The organism is Streptomyces sp. NPDC098781, from assembly GCF_044759995.1.
GTDB lineage: Bacteria > Actinomycetota > Actinomycetes > Streptomycetales > Streptomycetaceae > Streptomyces.
This window is the reverse complement of the sequence record NZ_JBIWAK010000005.1, coordinates 208,797-226,442: the sequence shown is the minus strand read 5'-3', so window position 1 is coordinate 226,442 and position 17,646 is coordinate 208,797. Positions and strand designations below refer to the sequence as shown.

The 17,646-nt window shown below is 72.4% G+C and carries 16 protein-coding genes; 3 read left to right on the top strand and 13 right to left on the bottom strand.

Features of this window, described 5'->3' with window-relative positions:
- Nucleotides 1–7: 7 nt before the first annotated feature.
- The 6 genes from ACIQWG_RS21830 to pdhA form a co-directional block, all read right to left on the bottom strand.
- Nucleotides 8–1,126 (bottom strand): potassium channel family protein, encoded by a 1,119-nt coding sequence (locus ACIQWG_RS21830; protein ID WP_404098247.1) that lies wholly within the window; start codon nt 1,124–1,126, stop codon nt 8–10.
- Entirely contained in the window at nt 1,114–2,496 is a 1,383-nt protein-coding gene (locus tag ACIQWG_RS21825; RefSeq protein WP_404098243.1) for a molybdopterin molybdotransferase MoeA, read from the bottom strand. Before ACIQWG_RS21825 ends, ACIQWG_RS21830 begins: the two co-directional genes overlap by 13 nt.
- Entirely contained in the window at nt 2,493–3,461 is a 969-nt protein-coding gene (locus ACIQWG_RS21820) for an NTP transferase domain-containing protein (RefSeq protein WP_404098241.1), read from the bottom strand. The genes ACIQWG_RS21825 and ACIQWG_RS21820 overlap by 4 nt, the downstream gene beginning before the upstream one ends.
- Nucleotides 3,462–3,525: 64 nt before the next feature.
- A complete protein-coding gene (locus ACIQWG_RS21815) occupies nt 3,526–4,953 on the bottom strand; it encodes a dihydrolipoamide acetyltransferase family protein (RefSeq protein WP_404098238.1) in 1,428 nt (475 codons plus the stop codon).
- Nucleotides 4,953–5,957, bottom strand: a complete 1,005-nt coding sequence (locus ACIQWG_RS21810; protein ID WP_404098235.1) for an alpha-ketoacid dehydrogenase subunit beta — start codon at nt 5,955–5,957, stop codon at nt 4,953–4,955. Before ACIQWG_RS21810 ends, ACIQWG_RS21815 begins: the two co-directional genes overlap by 1 nt.
- The gene (gene pdhA / locus ACIQWG_RS21805; RefSeq protein WP_404098232.1) at nt 5,954–7,096 is read right to left on the bottom strand and encodes a pyruvate dehydrogenase (acetyl-transferring) E1 component subunit alpha; all 1,143 of its coding nucleotides are present in this window, start codon (nt 7,094–7,096) and stop codon (nt 5,954–5,956) included. Before pdhA ends, ACIQWG_RS21810 begins: the two co-directional genes overlap by 4 nt.
- A 190-nt stretch (nt 7,097–7,286) precedes the next feature.
- Between pdhA and ACIQWG_RS21800 the strand changes: the two genes are divergently transcribed.
- Entirely contained in the window at nt 7,287–7,772 is a 486-nt protein-coding gene (locus tag ACIQWG_RS21800; protein WP_403458864.1) for an Lrp/AsnC family transcriptional regulator, read from the top strand.
- Between the two features lie 9 nt (nt 7,773–7,781).
- On the opposite strand, the gene ACIQWG_RS21795 is transcribed toward ACIQWG_RS21800, so the two are convergent.
- Both ACIQWG_RS21795 and ACIQWG_RS21790 read right to left on the bottom strand, forming a co-directional pair.
- On the bottom strand, nt 7,782–8,372 hold the full coding sequence (locus tag ACIQWG_RS21795; RefSeq protein ID WP_404098229.1) for a TetR/AcrR family transcriptional regulator: 591 nt from the start codon (nt 8,370–8,372) through the stop codon (nt 7,782–7,784).
- Nucleotides 8,369–9,886 (bottom strand): 3-hydroxyacyl-CoA dehydrogenase, encoded by a 1,518-nt coding sequence (locus ACIQWG_RS21790; RefSeq protein WP_404098226.1) that lies wholly within the window; start codon nt 9,884–9,886, stop codon nt 8,369–8,371. Before ACIQWG_RS21790 ends, ACIQWG_RS21795 begins: the two co-directional genes overlap by 4 nt.
- 160 nt (nt 9,887–10,046) lie before the next feature.
- Between ACIQWG_RS21790 and paaN the strand changes: the two genes are divergently transcribed.
- Nucleotides 10,047–11,738 (top strand): phenylacetic acid degradation protein PaaN, encoded by a 1,692-nt coding sequence (gene paaN, locus ACIQWG_RS21785; protein ID WP_404098223.1) that lies wholly within the window; start codon nt 10,047–10,049, stop codon nt 11,736–11,738.
- Here the strand turns inward: paaN and ACIQWG_RS21780 are convergent.
- From ACIQWG_RS21780 to ACIQWG_RS21770, 3 genes are read right to left on the bottom strand one after another with little or no spacing between them, the layout of a single operon-like run.
- Nucleotides 11,735–12,469 (bottom strand): TrmH family RNA methyltransferase, encoded by a 735-nt coding sequence (locus tag ACIQWG_RS21780; RefSeq protein WP_404098220.1) that lies wholly within the window; start codon nt 12,467–12,469, stop codon nt 11,735–11,737. The two genes, paaN and ACIQWG_RS21780, sit on opposite strands and share 4 nt — an antisense overlap.
- Nucleotides 12,466–13,692: an HTTM domain-containing protein gene (locus ACIQWG_RS21775; protein ID WP_404098218.1), complete on the bottom strand. Its 1,227-nt coding sequence runs from the start codon at nt 13,690–13,692 to the stop codon at nt 12,466–12,468. Before ACIQWG_RS21775 ends, ACIQWG_RS21780 begins: the two co-directional genes overlap by 4 nt.
- Nucleotides 13,689–14,507, bottom strand: coding sequence for a DUF5819 family protein (locus ACIQWG_RS21770; protein WP_404098215.1), 819 nt, complete (start codon nt 14,505–14,507; stop codon nt 13,689–13,691). The genes ACIQWG_RS21775 and ACIQWG_RS21770 overlap by 4 nt, the downstream gene beginning before the upstream one ends.
- A gap of 259 nt (nt 14,508–14,766) precedes the next feature.
- Here ACIQWG_RS21770 and ACIQWG_RS21765 point away from each other — a divergent pair, with 259 nt between their 5' ends.
- Entirely contained in the window at nt 14,767–15,900 is a 1,134-nt protein-coding gene (locus ACIQWG_RS21765) for an acyl-CoA dehydrogenase family protein (RefSeq protein ID WP_404098212.1), read from the top strand.
- A gap of 72 nt (nt 15,901–15,972) precedes the next feature.
- Here the strand turns inward: ACIQWG_RS21765 and ACIQWG_RS21760 are convergent, their stop codons facing one another.
- Both ACIQWG_RS21760 and ACIQWG_RS21755 read right to left on the bottom strand, forming a co-directional pair.
- On the bottom strand, nt 15,973–16,320 hold the full coding sequence (locus ACIQWG_RS21760; protein ID WP_404098210.1) for a rhodanese-like domain-containing protein: 348 nt from the start codon (nt 16,318–16,320) through the stop codon (nt 15,973–15,975).
- 138 nt (nt 16,321–16,458) lie between these two features.
- Nucleotides 16,459–17,361, bottom strand: a complete 903-nt coding sequence (locus tag ACIQWG_RS21755) for a hypothetical protein (protein ID WP_404098207.1) — start codon at nt 17,359–17,361, stop codon at nt 16,459–16,461.
- Nucleotides 17,362–17,646: the final 285 nt, after the last annotated feature.

The following is a 17,646-nucleotide window of genomic DNA, read 5'->3' as shown; positions in this document are numbered from 1 at the left end:
GCCCCTGTCAGATGGGCTTCATCCCTGGGGGCAGACGCCGGTCATCGGGTGTGACCTGAGTGGCCGGCGTCGCCCGCACGATGGTGATGAGCCGGTCCGTCAACTCCAGGGTCCCGACGGCCGCATCGTCGTATCCGAGGACGCGATGTCCCCTGATGACGCTGACCACGAGGTCGTCGGTCTGTCGTGGGGTCTTGCCCACCTCGGCCTTTATGACCGGCCGTTCGACGATGTCGAGCCCGCTGCCCTGGTGGATGAGGTCCTCCAGGACCATGCCGGCGGCAGGGCTGAGCACGGACAGTCCGAGCAGACGTCCGGCCGCGCTGGCGCTGGTGATGACCGCGTCGGCGCCGGACTGCTTGAGCAGCGGTGCGTTCTCCTCCTCACGCACCGCGGCCACGATCTTCGCGCCACGATTGAGCTGGCGTGCCGTCAGCGTCACCAGCACGGCGGTGTCGTCCCGCTGGGTGGCGATGATGATCTTCCGCGCCCTGTGCACCTCGGCCCGCCTCAGGACCTCGCTGCGTGTCGCGTCGCCCGTGACCCCGGCGTAGCCGTCCGCGACGGCCGCCTCGATCACCTTGGAACTCGGGTCGACCACGACGACCTGGTCCTTCCTCAGGCCCGTCGCACAGACGGTCTGGATCGCCGAACGGCCCTTGGTGCCGAAGCCGACGACGACGGTGTGGTCGCGCAAGGTGGACCTCCAGCGGGTCAGCCGCCACTCCTCCCGGGTCCGTTCGGTGAGGACCTCGAGGGTGGTGCCGACCAGGATGATCAGGAACAGCACGCGCATCGGCGTGATGACGAAGATATTGGTGAGCCGGGCCGCGTCACTGACCGGGGTGATGTCGCCGTATCCGGTGGTGGAGAGGCTGACGGTCGCGTAGTAGAAGGCGTCGAGCAGATCGACGGAACCGTCGGAGTTGTCGTTGTAACCGTCGTGGTCGGCATAGACGATCAAGGCGGTCACCACGAGCAGCGACAGAGCCAGCACGACCCGCTTGGCGACCTGCCGGAACGGATGCTCCACGATCTTCTTCGGGAGCTTCACCCGATAGGTGGCGACCCGCTCGTCCGCCTGTCTTGCTATGGCGTCCTGGCCCGGAAGTTTCACGTGAAACACACCTCGATGCCGGCACTGGCCCAAGGCAGATCGAGCAGCTCGGCCTCCTGACCGGCCCGCGCACCGCCGGGCGGTACGACGGCGACGGCGTCGGCGGCCGCCATACCCCGCAGCATGGCGGGGCCCTGGTAGTGCAAGGGCACGGCATGGTCACCGCGCAGCACGACCGGGATCAGCCGGGTGTCGTGCGGATGGCCGTGCGCGGCCTCCTTCAGGGGCAGCGTGTACGACTCGGGGGCGGGGCGGGCCCCAAGGGTGCGCAGCATGGGCTCGGCCAGGGTGAGCAGACCGGAGACCGCGGCGAGGGGGTTGCCGGGCAGACCGACCAGGTACTGGTTCTCCTTGGTGCGGGCCAGCAGCATGGGGTGGCCGGGCCGCACCTTGACGCCGTCCACCAGGAGTTCGGCGTCGAGACGCGCCAGGGTGGGGTGCACATGGTCGACGGGGCCGGCCGCGGTGCCGCCGGTGGTGACGATCAGGTCGGCGTCGGACTTGGTGAGGGTCTTGCGCAGCGCCTTGGCGTCGTCGCCGAGCCGGTGTACGGCGATGACCTCGGCGCCGAGCGCGCGCAGCCAGGGCGGCAGCAACGGGCCGAGGGCGTCGCGGATGAGCCCGTCGTGCGGAAGTCCTTCGGTGAGCAACTCGTCGCCGAGGATCAGGACTTCGACGCGGGGGCGGGGTACGGCGGTGAGGGTGTCGTATCCGGCCGCCGCCGCCAGACCGAGCACGGCCGGGGTCACCAGGGTGCCGACGGCGAGCAGTTGATCGCCGCTGCGGCACTCCTGGCCGCGTGGGCGAATGTCCTGGCCGTGCTGGATCTCCCGGCCGGCGTGCAGCTGGCCCTTGGCGTCCGTGCGGCCGTGCTCGCTGCGCAGGACGGAGGTGGTGTCCGGGGGGATGCGGGCGCCGGTCGCGATACGGACGGCCTCGCCGTCGGTGAGCGGCTCGGGCTCGGCATGGCCGGCCAGGACGCCCTCCTCCCGTACCTCCCAGGGGCCGGGTCCCGCGACCGCCCAGCCGTCCATCGCCGAGGTGTCGAAGGAGGGCAGGTCGGTGAGGGCGGTGAGGGGGGCGGCCAGGGTGAGGCCGAGGGCGGCGTCGAGGGGGACGGAGACCGGGGCGCGGCCGACGGCCCGGGAAACCGTACGAGCGGCGCGGGCGGCGATCTCCCGGGCCTCGGGCCAGGGGGTCGCCCTGTGGTGGCGTTCCGGCTTGGGGCGGTCCCGCTGCCGGTCCTGGGCGGGCTGGTCGGGCGCGGGCACGGGGTCGCCGGGGGTGCGGTGACCGTTGCCTTCGTTCACGAGCGCGAGCACCTCCTCGACGTCGAGGTCCTCGGCGTCCTCGCCGGTCCGGACGCCGCGGGGGGTCATCCGGCGTCCGGGCGGGTGTCGGGGGTGGCGTCGGGGGCCTGGTCGGGCTCGCCGGCGGCCTCCTCGGCCCAGCGCAGGGCGAGGGCGGCGGCCTTGCGGGCTGCCTCGGCGACGGCTTCGGGTCCGCCCTGGCCGCCCTGGGCCTGCGCTGCGGCGTATCCGACGAGGAAGGTGGTCAGCGGGGCCGCGGGCCGCGCCACGCCGTGGGCGGCGTCGCGGGCGAGATCCAGCAGCGCCTTGGTGTCGACGTCGAGGTCGATACCCAGTTCGTCCTTGACTGCGGAAATCCATTCATCCAACACGTGCCCATGCTCCCTGATGCGTGCCCTGGCGGTGGCGATGTCGTCCCAGGTGTCGCAGTCGAAGGACGCGACGGGGTCGGGGACGCGGATGAGTTCGAGTGCGCCGGTCAGCCGGCGCAGGGGGAGACCGGCGAGAGGGGCGCCCTCGGCACCTGCCGGGCCGTCGTGTCCCTGGGCGAGCGCTGCCAGTGCGCGGCGCAGCGCGGGCGCGCGGTACGCGGCGACGAGCGGCTGGTCGCGGCCGTCGGCGTCGGTGAGCAGCGCGCCGTCGGCTCCCCCGGTGCGCAGGGCGGCCAGCAGCCGCCGTACCGTGCGCCCGTCGAGAAACGGCAGGTCGGCCGAGAGGACGACGACGAACTCGGCGGTGGTGTGCCGCAGCCCGGCGTCGAGGGCGGCCACCGGGCCGCCGCCGGGCGGGTCCTCGCGCGCCCAGGTCACCCGGCGTGCGGTCGGGCGGGGCTCGGCGACGACCACGGCGGTGCGCGCGTCGGCGCAGGCGGCGAGCACCCGGTCGAGCAGCGGGCGCCCGCCGACGCGGACGGCGGGTTTGTCCACGCCGCCGAGCCGCCGGGCACCTCCTCCGGCGAGCACGACGGCGTCGTACACGACGTGGTCCCCCGTGTCGGTGGCGCCCTGCGCGCCCGTCGGCTCGTACGCGGTCACCCCCCGAGTATGCGTGCCTTCACGATCACAGGGAACGCAGGGGAGGGCACCGGTCGAGCAACCGTCACAGGGTGCGCAGCAGCACCGCCGGCTGTTCCACGCAGTCCGCCACATACCGCAGGAAGCCGCCCGCCGTGCCACCGTCGCAGACCCGGTGGTCGAAGGTGAGGGAGAGCTCGACGACCTGGCGCACCGCCAGCTCACCCTCGTGCACCCACGGCTTGGGGATGATGCGGCCGACGCCAAGCATCGCGGCCTCGGGGTGGTTGATGATCGGCGTGGAACCGTCGACCCCGAACACCCCGTAGTTGTTCAACGTGAAGGTGCCGCCGGTGAGTTCCGCCGGGGTGAGGCTGCCCGTGCGGGCCGCCTCGGTCAGCCGGGCGAACTCGGCGGTCAGCGACTCGGCGTCCCGCGCGTGTGCGTCCCGGACGACCGGCACGACGAGTCCCCGGTCGGTCTGCGCGGCGAACCCGAGGTTCACGTGGTCGAGCTGGACGACCTCCCTGGCCTCCATGTCGACCGTGGAGTTCAGCTCCGGGAACCGGGCCAGGGCGGCTGCGCAGATCCGGGCCAGCAGGGCGATCAGGGAGATCTTCGGTCCCCCGGCGGCGTTCATCGCGGTCCGCGCGCGCATCAGCTCCGTCGCGTCGGCGTCCACCCAGCAGGTCGCGTCGGGGATCTCGCGCCGGCTGCGGGAGAGCTTGTCGGCGACGGCACCGCGGACGCCCTTGAGGGGGACGCGGATACCGGCGGCGGGAGCGGAGGAGCGGACGGGGGCCGGCGCGGGCGGGACGGCGGCGGTGGGCGCCGGTGCCATGCGCGGCTGCGGCTCGGCCGTCGGCTGCGCGGAGCGGCCGTGCACCTCGGCGGCCCGCAGCGCGTACTCCACGTCGGCCCGCAGGATCAGTCCGTCCGGTCCGGAGCCGTGCAGCTCCCGCAGATCCAGGCCGTTCTCCCGGGCGAGACGGCGTACCAGCGGGGAGATCACCGGCACCGGGCCGTCACCGCGGGTCTCCTCGTCGGCCGGTGCCATGTCCCGGCCGTGACCGGCCCGACCGTGCCCCGCCGCGGTGCCGACGGGCCGCGCCACGCTCTCCGCGCCGGCCTCGCGCGCGGCGGCGCCGTTGGCCGACGGTGGCGTCGGGGTGGCCGGGCGCACCCTGCGGCGCCGGGCCGGAGCCTCCGAGGTGCCGTAGCCCACCAGCACGTTCCCTGAGCCCTCGGCCTCGCCGTCGGAGGCCGACGCGCCCACCGCCACGGTCAGCAGCGGTGCCCCGACCGGCAGTTCCGTGCCCTCCTCGCCGAAGCGGGCCGTGACCACGCCGCCGTAGGGGCAGGGGATGTCGACCATCGCCTTGGCCGTCTCGACCTCGACGACCGGTTGGTCGACCGCGACGACGTCGCCGACCTGGACCAGCCAGCGCACGATCTCCGCCTCGGTGAGCCCCTCCCCGAGGTCGGGGAGCTTGAACTCGAGCACCTGTGCCATCAGCTCTCGGCCTCCCACTGCAAACGCCCCACGGCGTCCAGGATCCGGTCAACGCCGGGCAGGTGGTGACGCTCCAGCATCGGCGGCGGATAGGGGATGTCGAACCCGGCCACGCGCAGCACCGGCGCCTCCAGATGGTGGAAGCAGCGCTCCGTGACCCGGGCCGCGATCTCCCCTCCCGGTCCGCCGAACCCGCCCGACTCGTGTACGACGACCGCCCGTCCGGTCCGCCGTACCGAGGCGGCGACCGTCTCGTCGTCGAACGGCACCAGCGAGCGCAGATCGACGACTTCCAGGTCCCACCCCTCCTCCCGCGCCGCCTCGGCGGCTTCGAGGCAGACGGGCACGGACGGTCCGTACGTGATGAGCGTGGCACTCCGGCCGGAGCGCCGCACCACCGCGCGGCCTATCGGTTCAACGGTCCGCGGATCCTCCGGGTTCCAGGCGTCCTTCGACCAGTACAGCCGCTTGGGCTCCAGGAAGACCACCGGGTCGTCGGAGGCGATGGAGGCGCGCAGCAGTCCGTAGGCGTCGGCGACGGTCGCGGGCATGACGACATGGAGCCCCGGAGTCGCCATGTAGTACGCCTCGGACGAGTCGCTGTGGTGCTCGACGCCGCCGATGCCGCCGCCGTACGGGACCCGGATGGTGATCGGGAGCGGCATCTTGCCGTGGGTGCGGTTGCGCATGCGCGCCACGTGGGAGATCAGCTGCTCGAACGCCGGGTAGGCGAAGGCGTCGAACTGCATCTCCACCACCGGGCGCAGGCCGTACATGGCCATGCCGACCGCCGTGCCCAGGATGCCCGCCTCGGCGAGCGGGGTGTCCGTGCAGCGGTCCTCGCCGAACTCCTTGGCGAGCCCGTCGGTGACGCGGAAGACACCGCCGAGAGTGCCGACGTCCTCACCCATGACGTGCACGGTGGGGTCGTCCGCCATGGCGTCGCGCAGCGCTCGCGTGAGCGCCTGCGCCATGGTGGCCGGCTTGACGGCGACGGTGGTCATCGGTGCGCGCCTTCCTGGTGGGCCTCGGCGTCCAGCTCGGCCTGCAACTGCGCCTGCTGTTCCCGCAGTTGCGGGGTGGGCTCGGCGTACACGTGGGCGAACAGGTCCGCCGGGTCGAGCGCCGGGTCCTGGTTCATGCGCTCCCGCAGATCGGCGGCCATGGCCTCGGCGGCGTCCTTCGCGGCCTGCTTGCCGTCGTCGTCGAGCAGCCCGCGCTCGGTCAGCTCGTGCTCCAGGAGGGCGATCGGGTCGTGCCCGCGCCAGGTCTCGACCTCGGAGTCACCGCGGTAGCGGGTGGCGTCGTCGGCGTTGGTGTGGGCGTCGATGCGGTAGGTGACCGCCTCGATCAGGGTGGGGCCGCCGCCCGCGCGCGCCTGCCGTACGGCATCGCCGACGACCTCCAGCACGGCGGCGGCGTCATTGCCGTCGACCAGGCGGCCGGGCATGCCGTAGCCGACGGCCTTGTGGGCCAGCGACGGGGCCGCGGTCTGCTTGGCGAGCGGTACGGAGATCGCGAAGCCGTTGTTCTGGACGAGGAAGACGACCGGCGCCTGCCACACGGCGGCGAAGTTCAGCGCCTCGTGGAAGTCGCCCTCGCTGGTGCCGCCGTCGCCGACCATGGCGAGCGCGACCACGTCGTCGCCCTTGAGGCGGGCGGCGTGCGCGAGGCCGACGGCGTGCGGAAGCTGGGTGGCGAGCGGCGTGCACAGGGGGGCCACGCGGTGCTCGTGCGGGTCGTAGCCGGTGTGCCAGTCGCCGCGCAGCAGGGTCAGGGCCTCGACGGGGTCCACGCCGCGTGCGACGGCCGCGAGGGTGTCGCGGTAGCTCGGGAAGAGCCAGTCGCGCTCCTCCAGGGCGAGCGCGGCGGCGACCTCGCAGGCCTCCTGACCGGTGCTGGACGGGTATACGGCGAGGCGGCCCTGCTTGGTCAGCGCGGTCGCCTGCGTGTTGTAGCGGCGCCCGCGCACCAGCTCGGCGTAGAGCCGGCGCAGCAGGTCCGGGTCGGCCTTCGCGGCCGTCTCCGTCCCGAGGACGCGGTAGGGCTCGGCGTCGGGCAGCAGCGGCGCGGGGTCCATACGGGGCTGCCAGGCGGGCGGCGGCGATGGCCGGTACGCGCCCCGCTGCTCCATGACCGTCATGACGGCACCTCCTCGTGGGAGTGACTACGGGAGGCGCAGCTTCTGTGATGCGCCTCACCTACCGATTGTTCGGTCGTCGGCACATTTTGGCTACAGGCACCCTCAGGCTGTGGACAAACGGTTCTCCACAACCTCCAATGAACGCACTACGTCCACGGAAGGAAGGTAGGGGGACATGGCGCCTGAACAAATGGCCGAGAGCCCGGACGGCGGCGTCCCCCTGCCGCCGCCGCGTCCGCTCGACGCCATCGATCAGGACATCCTGCAAATGCTCCAGGCGGACGGCCGTGCCTCGATACGGTCGGTCGCCGAGCGGGTCCATGTCTCGCGTGCCAACGCCTACGCCCGCATCAACCGTCTCATCGAGGACGGCGTCATCCGCGGTTTCGGCGCCCGCGTCGACCATGAACGCGCCGGTCAGGGCACTTCGGCGTACATCACCCTGAAAATCGTCCAGAACTCCTGGCGCACGGTCCGCGAACAGCTCCGCCAGCTCCCCGGCGCCTCCCACATCGCCCTGGTGGGAGGCGACTTCGACGTCCTGCTGCTGGTGCACACCCCCGACAACCGGGCCCTGCGCGAGCTGGTCCTCACCCGCCTCCAGGCGATCCCCGAGGTGCTCAGCAGCCGCACGCTGCTGGTGTTCGAGGAGGAGGACCTGGAGCCGCAGGGGTGAGCCTCCGCTTCAGTGGGCCCTGCGCAGTCCCCCGAAGACCAGCCGCACCACGGTGTCCGCCACCTCGCGCTCGTTCATGCCGCGGCCGTCGGGGCGGTACCACTCCACGATCGAGTTGACCATGCCGAAGACGAGCCGGGTGGCGAGCCGTACCTCCACGTCGGCACGCACCTCGCCGTCCGCCGCGGCCGCCTTGAGCAGCTCGGCGACCTGGTGATCGAACTCGCGGCGCCGTTCCAGGGCCCAGCGCTCGGTGGCGGTGTTGCCGCGCACGCGCAGCAGCAGCGTGACGTAGGGGAGCTCGGATATCAGCACCTCGACCATGCGCCGCACGACGTACTCCAGGCGGTCGGCGGCGTGCCCCCCGCGCGCGGGCTCCTCGTCGAGGATGCCGAAGAGCCCGTCGAGCGCCCGGCTGACCGCGCGGCGCAGCAGCTCCTCCTTGCCCGTGACGTGGTGGTAGATCGACGACTTGGAGATGCCGGCCGCCTTGGAGAGGTGCTCCATGGAGGTGCCGTCGTAGCCGCGGTCGTTGAAGACCTGCACGGCGACCGTCAGCAGCGTCTCGGGGGTGTACGTGTCGCGCTTGGCGGTGGTCATGAGGTGCTGCCCTCCCGCTTGTCGGAGGCGTACGCGTGGCGGTACAGCGCGAGGGACGGCGCGTAACGGCCCGAGGGCTCGCGCACATGCAGCTCGTCCAGGAGGTCGTAGGCCCAGCCGCGGCCGAGCCTGCGGCTCCATTCGAAGGGCCCCATGGGGTAGTTCACGCCGAGCCGCATCGCGGTGTCGACGTCCTCCTCGGTGGCCACGCCCTTGGCGACGGCGTCGTGCGCCAGGTCCACGATCCGGGCCACCGTGCGGGCGACGATCATGCCGGGGACGTCACCGATGACGCTGACCGCCTTGCCGAGCCCCTGGAAGAGACCGACGGCCTCGGCGAGGGTGGCCGACGAGGTGTCCTGGGAGGCGGACAGCGCGATCCGGGTGGCCCGGCGGTAGTCGAGGGCGAGGTCGAAGTAGACGACGTCCCGGAACTCCACCGAGGTCTGGCCGTCGGCGAGCGCCAACTGGCCGCCGCTGGGCAGCACCAGGCGCGTGCCGTGGTCCTCTTCCTCCTCGCGCACCGGGATGCCCGCCTCGCGGATCAGGGAGAGCAACTCGGACGCGGGGCCGAGGTCGCCCTCGGCGACGACATAGGCGGGCTGCGGCTGCTTGTCCGCGGTCTCCGGCTCGTCGCGCTCCGCGTCCTCGGCGTAGTCGTACCAGCCGTGCCCGCTCTTGCGGCCGAGCCGGCCCGACTCGACCAGACGGCGCTGGGCGAGCGAGGGCGTGAAGCGCACGTCCTGGAAGAACGCCTGCCACACCGAGTGCGTGACGGACTCGTTGACGTCCTGACCGATCAGGTCGGTGAGCTCGAACGCGCCCATCCTGAAGCCGCCGCACTCGCGCAGCACCGCGTCGATGGTGGCCGGGTCGGCGCCCTGCGCCTCGTGGACCGCGAAGGCCTCGGCGTAGAAGGGCCGGGCGATGCGGTTGACGATGAACCCGGGGGTGTCGGCGCAGGCCACCGGCGTCTTGCCCCACGCGCGTGCCGTCTCGTACGCGCGCGTGGCCGACGTGACGTCCGTGGCGAACCCGGAGACGACCTCGACCAGCGGCAGCAGCGGCGCGGGGTTGAAGAAGTGCAGGCCGACGAAGCGGCCGGGATTACGCAGCGCACCGCCGATGGCGGCGACGGACAGGGACGAGGTGTTGGTGGCGAGCAGGCAGTCCTCGCCGACGACCTCCTCCAGCTCGCGGAAGAGCTCCTGTTTGACGTCGAGGCGCTCCACGACGGCCTCGACGACCAGGGCGCAGTCCGCGAGCTCGGCGAGGGACTCGGCGGGCAGCAGCCGGGCGCGGGCCGCGTCGCGGTCGGCGCCGGTGAGACGCTCCTTCTCGACGAGCCGGTCGAGGCGCGCGCCGATCGCGTCGGCCGCGTCCTGGGCCCGCCCGGGAGCGGCGTCGTACAGCCGTACGGGATGGCCGGCGACCAACGCGACCTGGGCGATGCCCTGGCCCATCGTGCCGGTGCCGACCACGGCCACGGGGCTGCTGAGGGCGAGTGCTGTCATGTGCGCGATCCTCCCGCACGGGGTTTTCCACAGATGCGGCGGACCCCCTTGAACCGACCGATCGTTCGGTTACTCTAACTCTGACTGGCTGTTGCTGCCCATGTTTCTGCCCAGGTCATGAGCTCGACGGAGAGCTCTGGAAACGAGGAGTTGGTCCCGCATGGCCGCCGAACTGACCACCCACGAGCTGATCGCCAAGCACCGGCCCACCCTCGACCAGGCGCTGGAAGCCATCCGCACCCGCGCGTACTGGTCACCGCACCCCGAGCACCCGAAGGCCTACGGGGAGAACGGCAGCCTGGACGCGGCGGCGGGCAAGGCCGCCTTCGACGCGCTCCTCGGAAACCGCCTCGACCTCGGCCAGGCCGGCACCGACGACTGGGTGGGCGGCGAGTCCTCGCCGTACGGCATCGAGCTGGGCGTGGAGTACCCGCACGCGAACATCGACGAGCTGTTGCCGGCCATGCGCTCCGGCATGCGTGAGTGGCGCGACGCGGGCGCGGAGATGCGCGCGGTGGTCTGTCTGGAGATCCTCAAGCGGATCAGCGACCGGACGCACGAGTTCGCCCACGCGGTCATGCACACCTCCGGCCAGGCGTTCATGATGGCGTTCCAGGCCGGCGGCCCGCACGCGCAGGACCGCGGCATGGAGGCGGTGGCGTACGCCTACGTCGAGCAGGTCCGCACCCCCGACACCGCGGAGTGGACCAAGCCGCAGGGCAAGCGCGACCCGCTGGCGCTGAACAAGCAGTTCACACCGGTCCCGCGAGGCATCGCGATGGTCGTCGGCTGCAACACCTTCCCGACCTGGAACGGCTACCCGGGCCTGTTCGCCTCCCTCGCCACCGGCAACGCGGTCCTGGTCAAGCCCCATCCGCGCGCGGTGCTGCCGCTGGCGCTCACCGTGCAGGTCGCCCGCCAGGTGCTCGCCGAGGCGGGCTTCGACCCGAACCTGGTCGCGCTGGCCGCCGAGCGCCCCGGCGAGGGCGTCGCCAAGACCCTGGCCCTGCGCCCCGAGATCCGGATCATCGACTACACCGGCTCGACCGTGTTCGGAGACTGGCTGGAGGCCAACGCCCGCCACGCGCAGGTCTACACAGAGAAGGCCGGCGTCAACACGGTGCTCGTCGACTCCACCGACAACTACAAGGGCATGCTGTCCAACCTGGCCTTCTCGCTGTCCCTGTACAGCGGCCAGATGTGCACCACCCCGCAGAACCTGCTCATCCCCCGCGACGGCATCCGCACCGAGGAGGGTCCGAGGACCTTCGACGAGGTCGTCGCCGACCTCGCCCGCGCGGTCGACGGCCTCCTCGGCGACGACGCGCGTGCCAACGCGCTGCTCGGCGCGATCGTCAACCCGGACGTCAAGGCCCGCCTGGAGGCCGCCGCCGGCCTGGGCGAAGTCGCCCTGGCCTCACGGGAGATCGCGAACCCGGAGTTCCCGGACGCGGTGGTCCGCACACCGGTGATCGTGAAGCTGGACGGTGCCAAGCCGGACGACGAGGCGGCCTACATGAGCGAGTGCTTCGGGCCCGTGTCGTTCGCGGTGGCCGTCGACTCGACCGCCGACGCGGTGGAGCTGCTGCGCCGGACCGTGCGGGAGAAGGGCGCGATGACCGTCGGGGCGTACACCACCGACGAGGAGGTCGAGGCGTCGATCCAGGAGGTGTGCCTGGAGGAGGCGGCCCAGCTGTCGCTGAACCTCACGGGCGGGGTGTACGTCAACCAGACGGCCGCGTTCTCCGACTTCCACGGGTCGGGCGGCAACCCGGCGGCCAACTCGGCGCTCACCGACGGGGCGTTCGTCGCCAACCGGTTCCGGGTCGTCGAGGTGCGCCGGGAGGCCTAGGCACCGCCGAGGCTCCAGTGGTACAGCGTCATCGCCACGCTGGTGGCGAGGTTGTAGCTGGAGACCTGCGGACGCATCGGCAGCGCCACCAAATGGTCGGCACGCGCGCGTAGTTCGGCCGACAGACCGCTGCGCTCCGACCCGAAGGCGAGGACGGCGTCGTCCGGGAGCTTCACGCCCCGGATGTCGTCGCCCTCCGGGTCCAGGGCGAACAGCGGCCCGGGGGGCAGCTCGGCCACGGCCAGCCGCTCCACCGCCGTCGCGAAGTGCAGCCCGGCCCCGCCGCGTACGACCGTCGGGTGCCAGGGGTCCAGCGTGCCGGTGGTGACCACGCCGGTCGCTCCGAAGCCGGCGGCCAGGCGGATCACCGCGCCCGCGTTGCCGAGGTTGCGGGGGTTGTCGAGGACCACGACCGGGGTGGTGCGCGGGAGGTGCGCCAGCTTGTCGAGGTTGGCGGCCCGGGACGGTCGTACGGCCAGGGCGGCCACCGCCGTGGGGTGCGGGCGCGGCACCAGGGACGTGTACGTCGCCTCCGGGACCTCCGTCAGAAGCGCGGCCAGGGTGTCCCGTACGTCCGGCGCCAGTTCGTCGGCGAGGGCCAGCGCGGCCTCCCGGTCGACGGCGACCGCGACCGGGACCTCGGCTCCGAAGCGCACGGCGTGCTTGAGGGCGTGGAAGCCGTCGAGCAGGACGGCGGTCCCGGCGAGCCGGTTCCAGGTGGTCACAGTCATGCCGTGAAGCCTACGGGCGCGTGCTCGGGGTTCTCCGGGGCGCGCGGCGCGGGGAGCGTCTCGGGGTCGTCGCCACGCCGGACCAGACGCGACAGGCGTCCACGCGCGCGTGCGGCCCGGTCGCCGAGGCGGCGCAGGAAGGACGTCGGCAGGAAGACCGCGTCCGCCGCGATCATCGCGAGCGAGAAGAACGGCAGACCCAGGACGATCGCGATCACGGCGTGCTCGGTGATCATCACGGCCAGGAGGGCGTTCTTGACCCGCCGGTCGAAGAGCGTGAACGGGAAGGCCACCTGCACGATGACCGTCCCGTAGGTGATGAGCATCACCATGGTGCCGCTGGAGGAGAGCAGGTCGGCGAGGGCGGGCCAGGGCGAGAAGTAGTCCAGGTGCAGCGGGTAGTAGACGGCGGAGCCGTCCTGCCAGCGAGAGCCCTGGATCTTGTACCAGCCGGCGGTCGCGTAGATCAGACACGCCTCGGCCATGATCACCAACAGGGCACCGTTGTGCACGATGTTGCCGACGACGTCCAGCAGGATGCGGGGCTCCGCGGTGCGCGCGAGGCGGCCGACGATCCACCACACGGCCAGCGTCAGCCAGACGCCCCACAGGATCACCGGCACGGTCGGATCGCCGTCGAGCCGGCCCGCCACGGTGGCCGCGACCAGCGCGAACCCGAACACGCACCACAGCGCCGGGCCCCAACGGTCCGGCGCCACGCCCTCGCCCCGCGCGCGTGCCTCGCGCGCGAGCCGGGCCCGGCGCTCGTCCAGCGACCAGACCTGGCCGCAGCGCGTGAACACGAGGTAGACGCACATCAGGTGCAGCACGTTGTCGCCGCCGTCACCCATGAAGATGGAGCGGTTCTGCAACGACAGCACGCCGACCATGAACAGCACGGACATCGTGCGGGTGCGCCAGCCCAGCAGCAGCAGAACGCTGGTCAGGACGGCGAAGACATAGACGCTCTCGAACCAGAGCCCGCCGCTCGACCAGATCAGCGCGGTGAAGGAGCCGTTCGTTCCGATCAGCTGCTGGGCGAGGTCGAAGTCCCAGGGGCCGTCGGGGCCGTACAGCTCGTGGCGATGCGGGAACTCGCGCAGCAGGAACAGCAGCCAGGTCGCGGTGAAGCCGATCCGGATCACGGCCGTCTGGTACGGGCCGTGCGCGGACTCGGTGACGCGGGCGATGACCGAGGAGATCGCGAGGGCGAGGCGGCTCACCGGGCGCCTCCCGCGGCCTCGACCGTGCCTTCGGCGGCGGCCCGTCCGGTCCCGGCCGCGTCGGCGCTCTCGTCCTGCGGGATCCCCCACCAGGGCAGCACCCGGTAGGTCGCCTTGTCCGAGATCTGCTCGTCGCTCCACTTCGGCGGGGGCACGTTCGTGGTGCGGGAGCGGACCTGGACGCGTTCGACGGTGCCGCCCGCGCCGGCCGCGTCCACCCGGTCGAGGCGCAGCTGCACTATGTGCCGCAGATAGGTCTCGGACAGGGCGCCGCGCAGGCCCACCGGACGGTTCTGGGCGTCGTGCGTGGCGACGAAGAAGTCCCAGGCGCGCCGCAGCTCGTTCTGCTGAGTGTGGCTGGGGAGCAGATTGCCGTCGATGGCCCGGCCGTCCTGCGCGGACAGGTCGTACCAGCCCGTCGTACGCGCTGCGCCGTCCGCCGTGTCGACCTCGGCGCGGACCTGGACGGCGATGTTCTGCTGGAGCGGGTTGGGGGCGAACAGCTTCCAGTTCTGCTCGAACTCCGGATATATCCAGTCGTCGATCGCCTGGCCGTGCTGTTTGGTCACCGTGTTCGGCGGCGCGACGTGCAGAAAGACCATGCCGACATGGACACAGACGGCTATGGCCACGACCGCGAGGGCGAGCGCGGCGCCGATCTGGTACCGCAGGGAGAGAGCGGCCACACCGGTCCGGGGTTCCGGTTCCGGTTCGGGGAGCGGTCCGGTGCCGGGGGGCGCTACGGCAGGCGGAGCCTCCTCGGGCTTTTGGTCCGGCCCGTGCCGGGCGCCCGAGCCTGCGTGGTGCGCGTCCATCCTGCCCCGTTTCCCGATTCCGGTCCGTCTTTCCTCGGCGCTCGCACGGGAACGGTACTCAGGCCCACGCGCCAGGCACAGCCCCTGGCGGGCCGCCGTTGCCCACACGATACGGGGGTCCCGCCGGGCGGTAGGGGCACACTGGGGCACACCGCGTGACCTGACCTCATGCGGCCGGCTCCTGAAGGATTCCCTTCTTCTAGAACCTGTTCTATCTTGACGCACCGTCAGATCTCCGTGCGTGTGGAAGGCAGGGACCGTGGACTTCACCTTCACCGAGGAGCAGCAGGCGGCGGCCGAGGCGGCGCGCGGGGTGTTCGCCGGGGTCGCGCCGGACGCGGTGCCCTCTCCCGCGCTCACCCCGGGCGCCGTCGCCGACGAGTTCGACCGCCCGCTGTGGCGCCGCCTCGCGGACGCCGACCTGCTGAGTCTGCTGCTCAGGGAGGAGTACGGCGGGGCGGGCCTGGACGCCGTCGCCCTGTGCCTGGTGCTGCGCGAGTCGGCGAAGGTCCTCGCCAGGGTGCCGCTGCTGGAGAGCAGCGCGGCGATGGCAGCGATCCAGGCCTTCGGAAGCTCCGAGGCGAAGTCCGCGCTGCTCGCCCGGGCGGGGCGCGGTGAGATCGTGCTGACGGTCGCCTCGCACGGCCGCACCGGTCATGACCCGGCCGAGCTCGCCACGACCGCCCGGCAGGACGACTCCGGGTGGGTGCTGGACGGGGTACAGACCGCGGTGCCCTGGGCGTACGACGCCGATCTCGTCGTCGTGCCGGCCCGTACGGCCACCGACCGGACCGTCCTCGCGCTCGTGCCGTGCGGTGCGGAGGGGGTCACGCTCGCCGAACAGTTCTCGACCAGCGGGGAACGGCTCGCGGAGCTACGGCTGGAGTCGGTGCGGCCGGCGGAGCGCGATGTCATCGACGCCGAGGGGGCGTGGGAGTCGCTGCGGGAGCTGCTGGCCACGGGGACGTGCGCGCTGGCGCTCGGGCTGGGGGAGCGGGTGCTGGGGATGACGTCCGAGTACGCGAGCAAGCGGGAGCAGTTCGGGTATCCGATCGCCACGTTCCAGGCGGTCGCCGTGCAGTCCGCCGACCGCTACATCGACCTGCGCGCGATGGAGGCCACCCTGTGGCAGGCCGCGTGGCGGATCGCCTCGGGAGCACCGGGGCCGCTGCCCGCCTCCGGGGACGTGGCCGTCGCCAAGATCTGGGCCTCGGAGGGCGTACGCCGGGTCGTGCAGACGGCACAGCATCTGCACGGCGGATTCGGCGCCGACGTCGACTATCCGCTGCACCGGTACCACGCCTGGGCCAAGCACCTGGAGCTGGCGCTCGGCCCGGCGGCGGCACACGAGGAGGCGCTGGGGGATCTGCTGGCGGCGCATCCGCTGGGATGAGCCGGAGGCCGCTGATCTGCGGATGCGGCTTCCGCGGATACGGCTTCCGCGGATGCGACTTCCGCTGATTCGCTACAGGACGAAGCCGGGCTGGCCCTCGTCGTTCACCACGGGACGTCCGAGCGCCGCCCACACCTGCATGCCGCCGTCCACGTTCACGGCGTCGATGCCCTGCTGGCCGAGGTACATCGCGACCTGGGCGGAACGCCCTCCGGAGCGGCAGATCACATGGACCCGGCCGTCATGCGGCGCGGCCTCGGTCAGCTCGCCGTACCGTGCCACGAAATCGCTGATGGGGATGTGAAGTGCCCCTTCGGCGTGGCCGGCCTGCCACTCATCGTCCTCGCGGACGTCCAGGAGGAAGTCGTCGTCCTTGAGGTCGGTGACCTCGACGGTGGGTACGCCTGATCCGAAATGCATGACGTCGACGCTACCTGACAGGTGCGGGACTGTTTCGGGCTCCTGAGGGGGAGGGGGCGGATCTGCCGTCGCGAGGCCGCGTGCTCGTGGTGGGGATCGCGCGGTTCCCCGCGCCCCTGACGGGGCGCTTCTCGTGCACTAGCCGAGCAGCGCGGCCAGTTCCGCCTCTCGCTCCGACACCTGGGCCAGGAGTTGCTCGGCGATCTCGTCGAGGAGGCGGTCGGGGTCGTCGGGCGCGAGCCGGAGCATCCCGCCGATCGCGCTCTCCTCCAAGTCCTTCGCGACCAGGGCGAGCAGCTCCTTGCGCCGGGCGAGCCATTCGAGGCGGGCGTAGAGCTCCTCGGTGGGGGTCGGGCCCTGCTCGGCCGGCGCGGGCCCCGCGGCCCACTCCTCGGCCAGCTCCCGCAGCAGCGCCTCGTCACCTCGGCCGTAGGCGGCGTTGACGCGGGTGATGAACTCCTCACGCCTGGCCCGTTCCGCCTCTTCCTGGGCGAGGTCGGGATGGGCCTTGCGGGCCAGCTCGCGGTAGAGCTTGCGGGCCTCGTCACTGGGGCGCACCCGCTGCGGGGGGCGTACCGGCTGGTCCGTGAGCATCGCCGCGGCCTCCGGGAACAGCCCGCCGCCGTCCATCCAGCCGTGGAACAGCTCCTCGACACCGGGCATCGGCAGCACCCTGGCCCGCGCCTCGTCGGCCTTGCGGATGTCCTCGGGGTCGCCGGTGCGGGCGGCGACCGCCTCCGCGATCCGGGCGTCCAGCTCGTCGAGACGGGCGTACATCGGGCCGAGCTTCTGATGGTGCAGCCGGGAGAAGTTCTCCACCTCGACGCGGAAGGTCTCCACCGCGATCTCGTACTCGATCAACGCCTGCTCGGCGGCCCGCACGGCACGCTCCAGCCGCTCCTCGGGCCGCTCGGCACCGTCCTCGGCCGTCACCTGGGCCTCACCACCCTGCTCAGCTCCGCCGACGGGCACCTCGGCACCGTCCGGCGCCCCCGCACCAGCGGGCTCGGCCTGGGACTGCTCAGCTTCCGGCGTCATCACCCGCCCAGCGTAGGCCACGACGGGGCCGGCACTTCGAACACCGACGCCCGAGGCCCACGCCGGGTCGGCGCCATGCGGAGACCGGGGCGGGTGACGGGGGCGGGTGACGGGGGCGGCGAGCCGGGCGACCTGGCGACGGCGAGCCGGGCTGACGGGGGGCGACGAGCCGAGCGGCCGGGGCGACGGCGAGCTGGGCGACCGGGCGACGGCGATGAGTCGGCAGGCGGGCCGGGCTGCGCGTCGGCAGGCGGGCCGAGCTGTACGTCGGCGGGTGGCCGAGGTGTG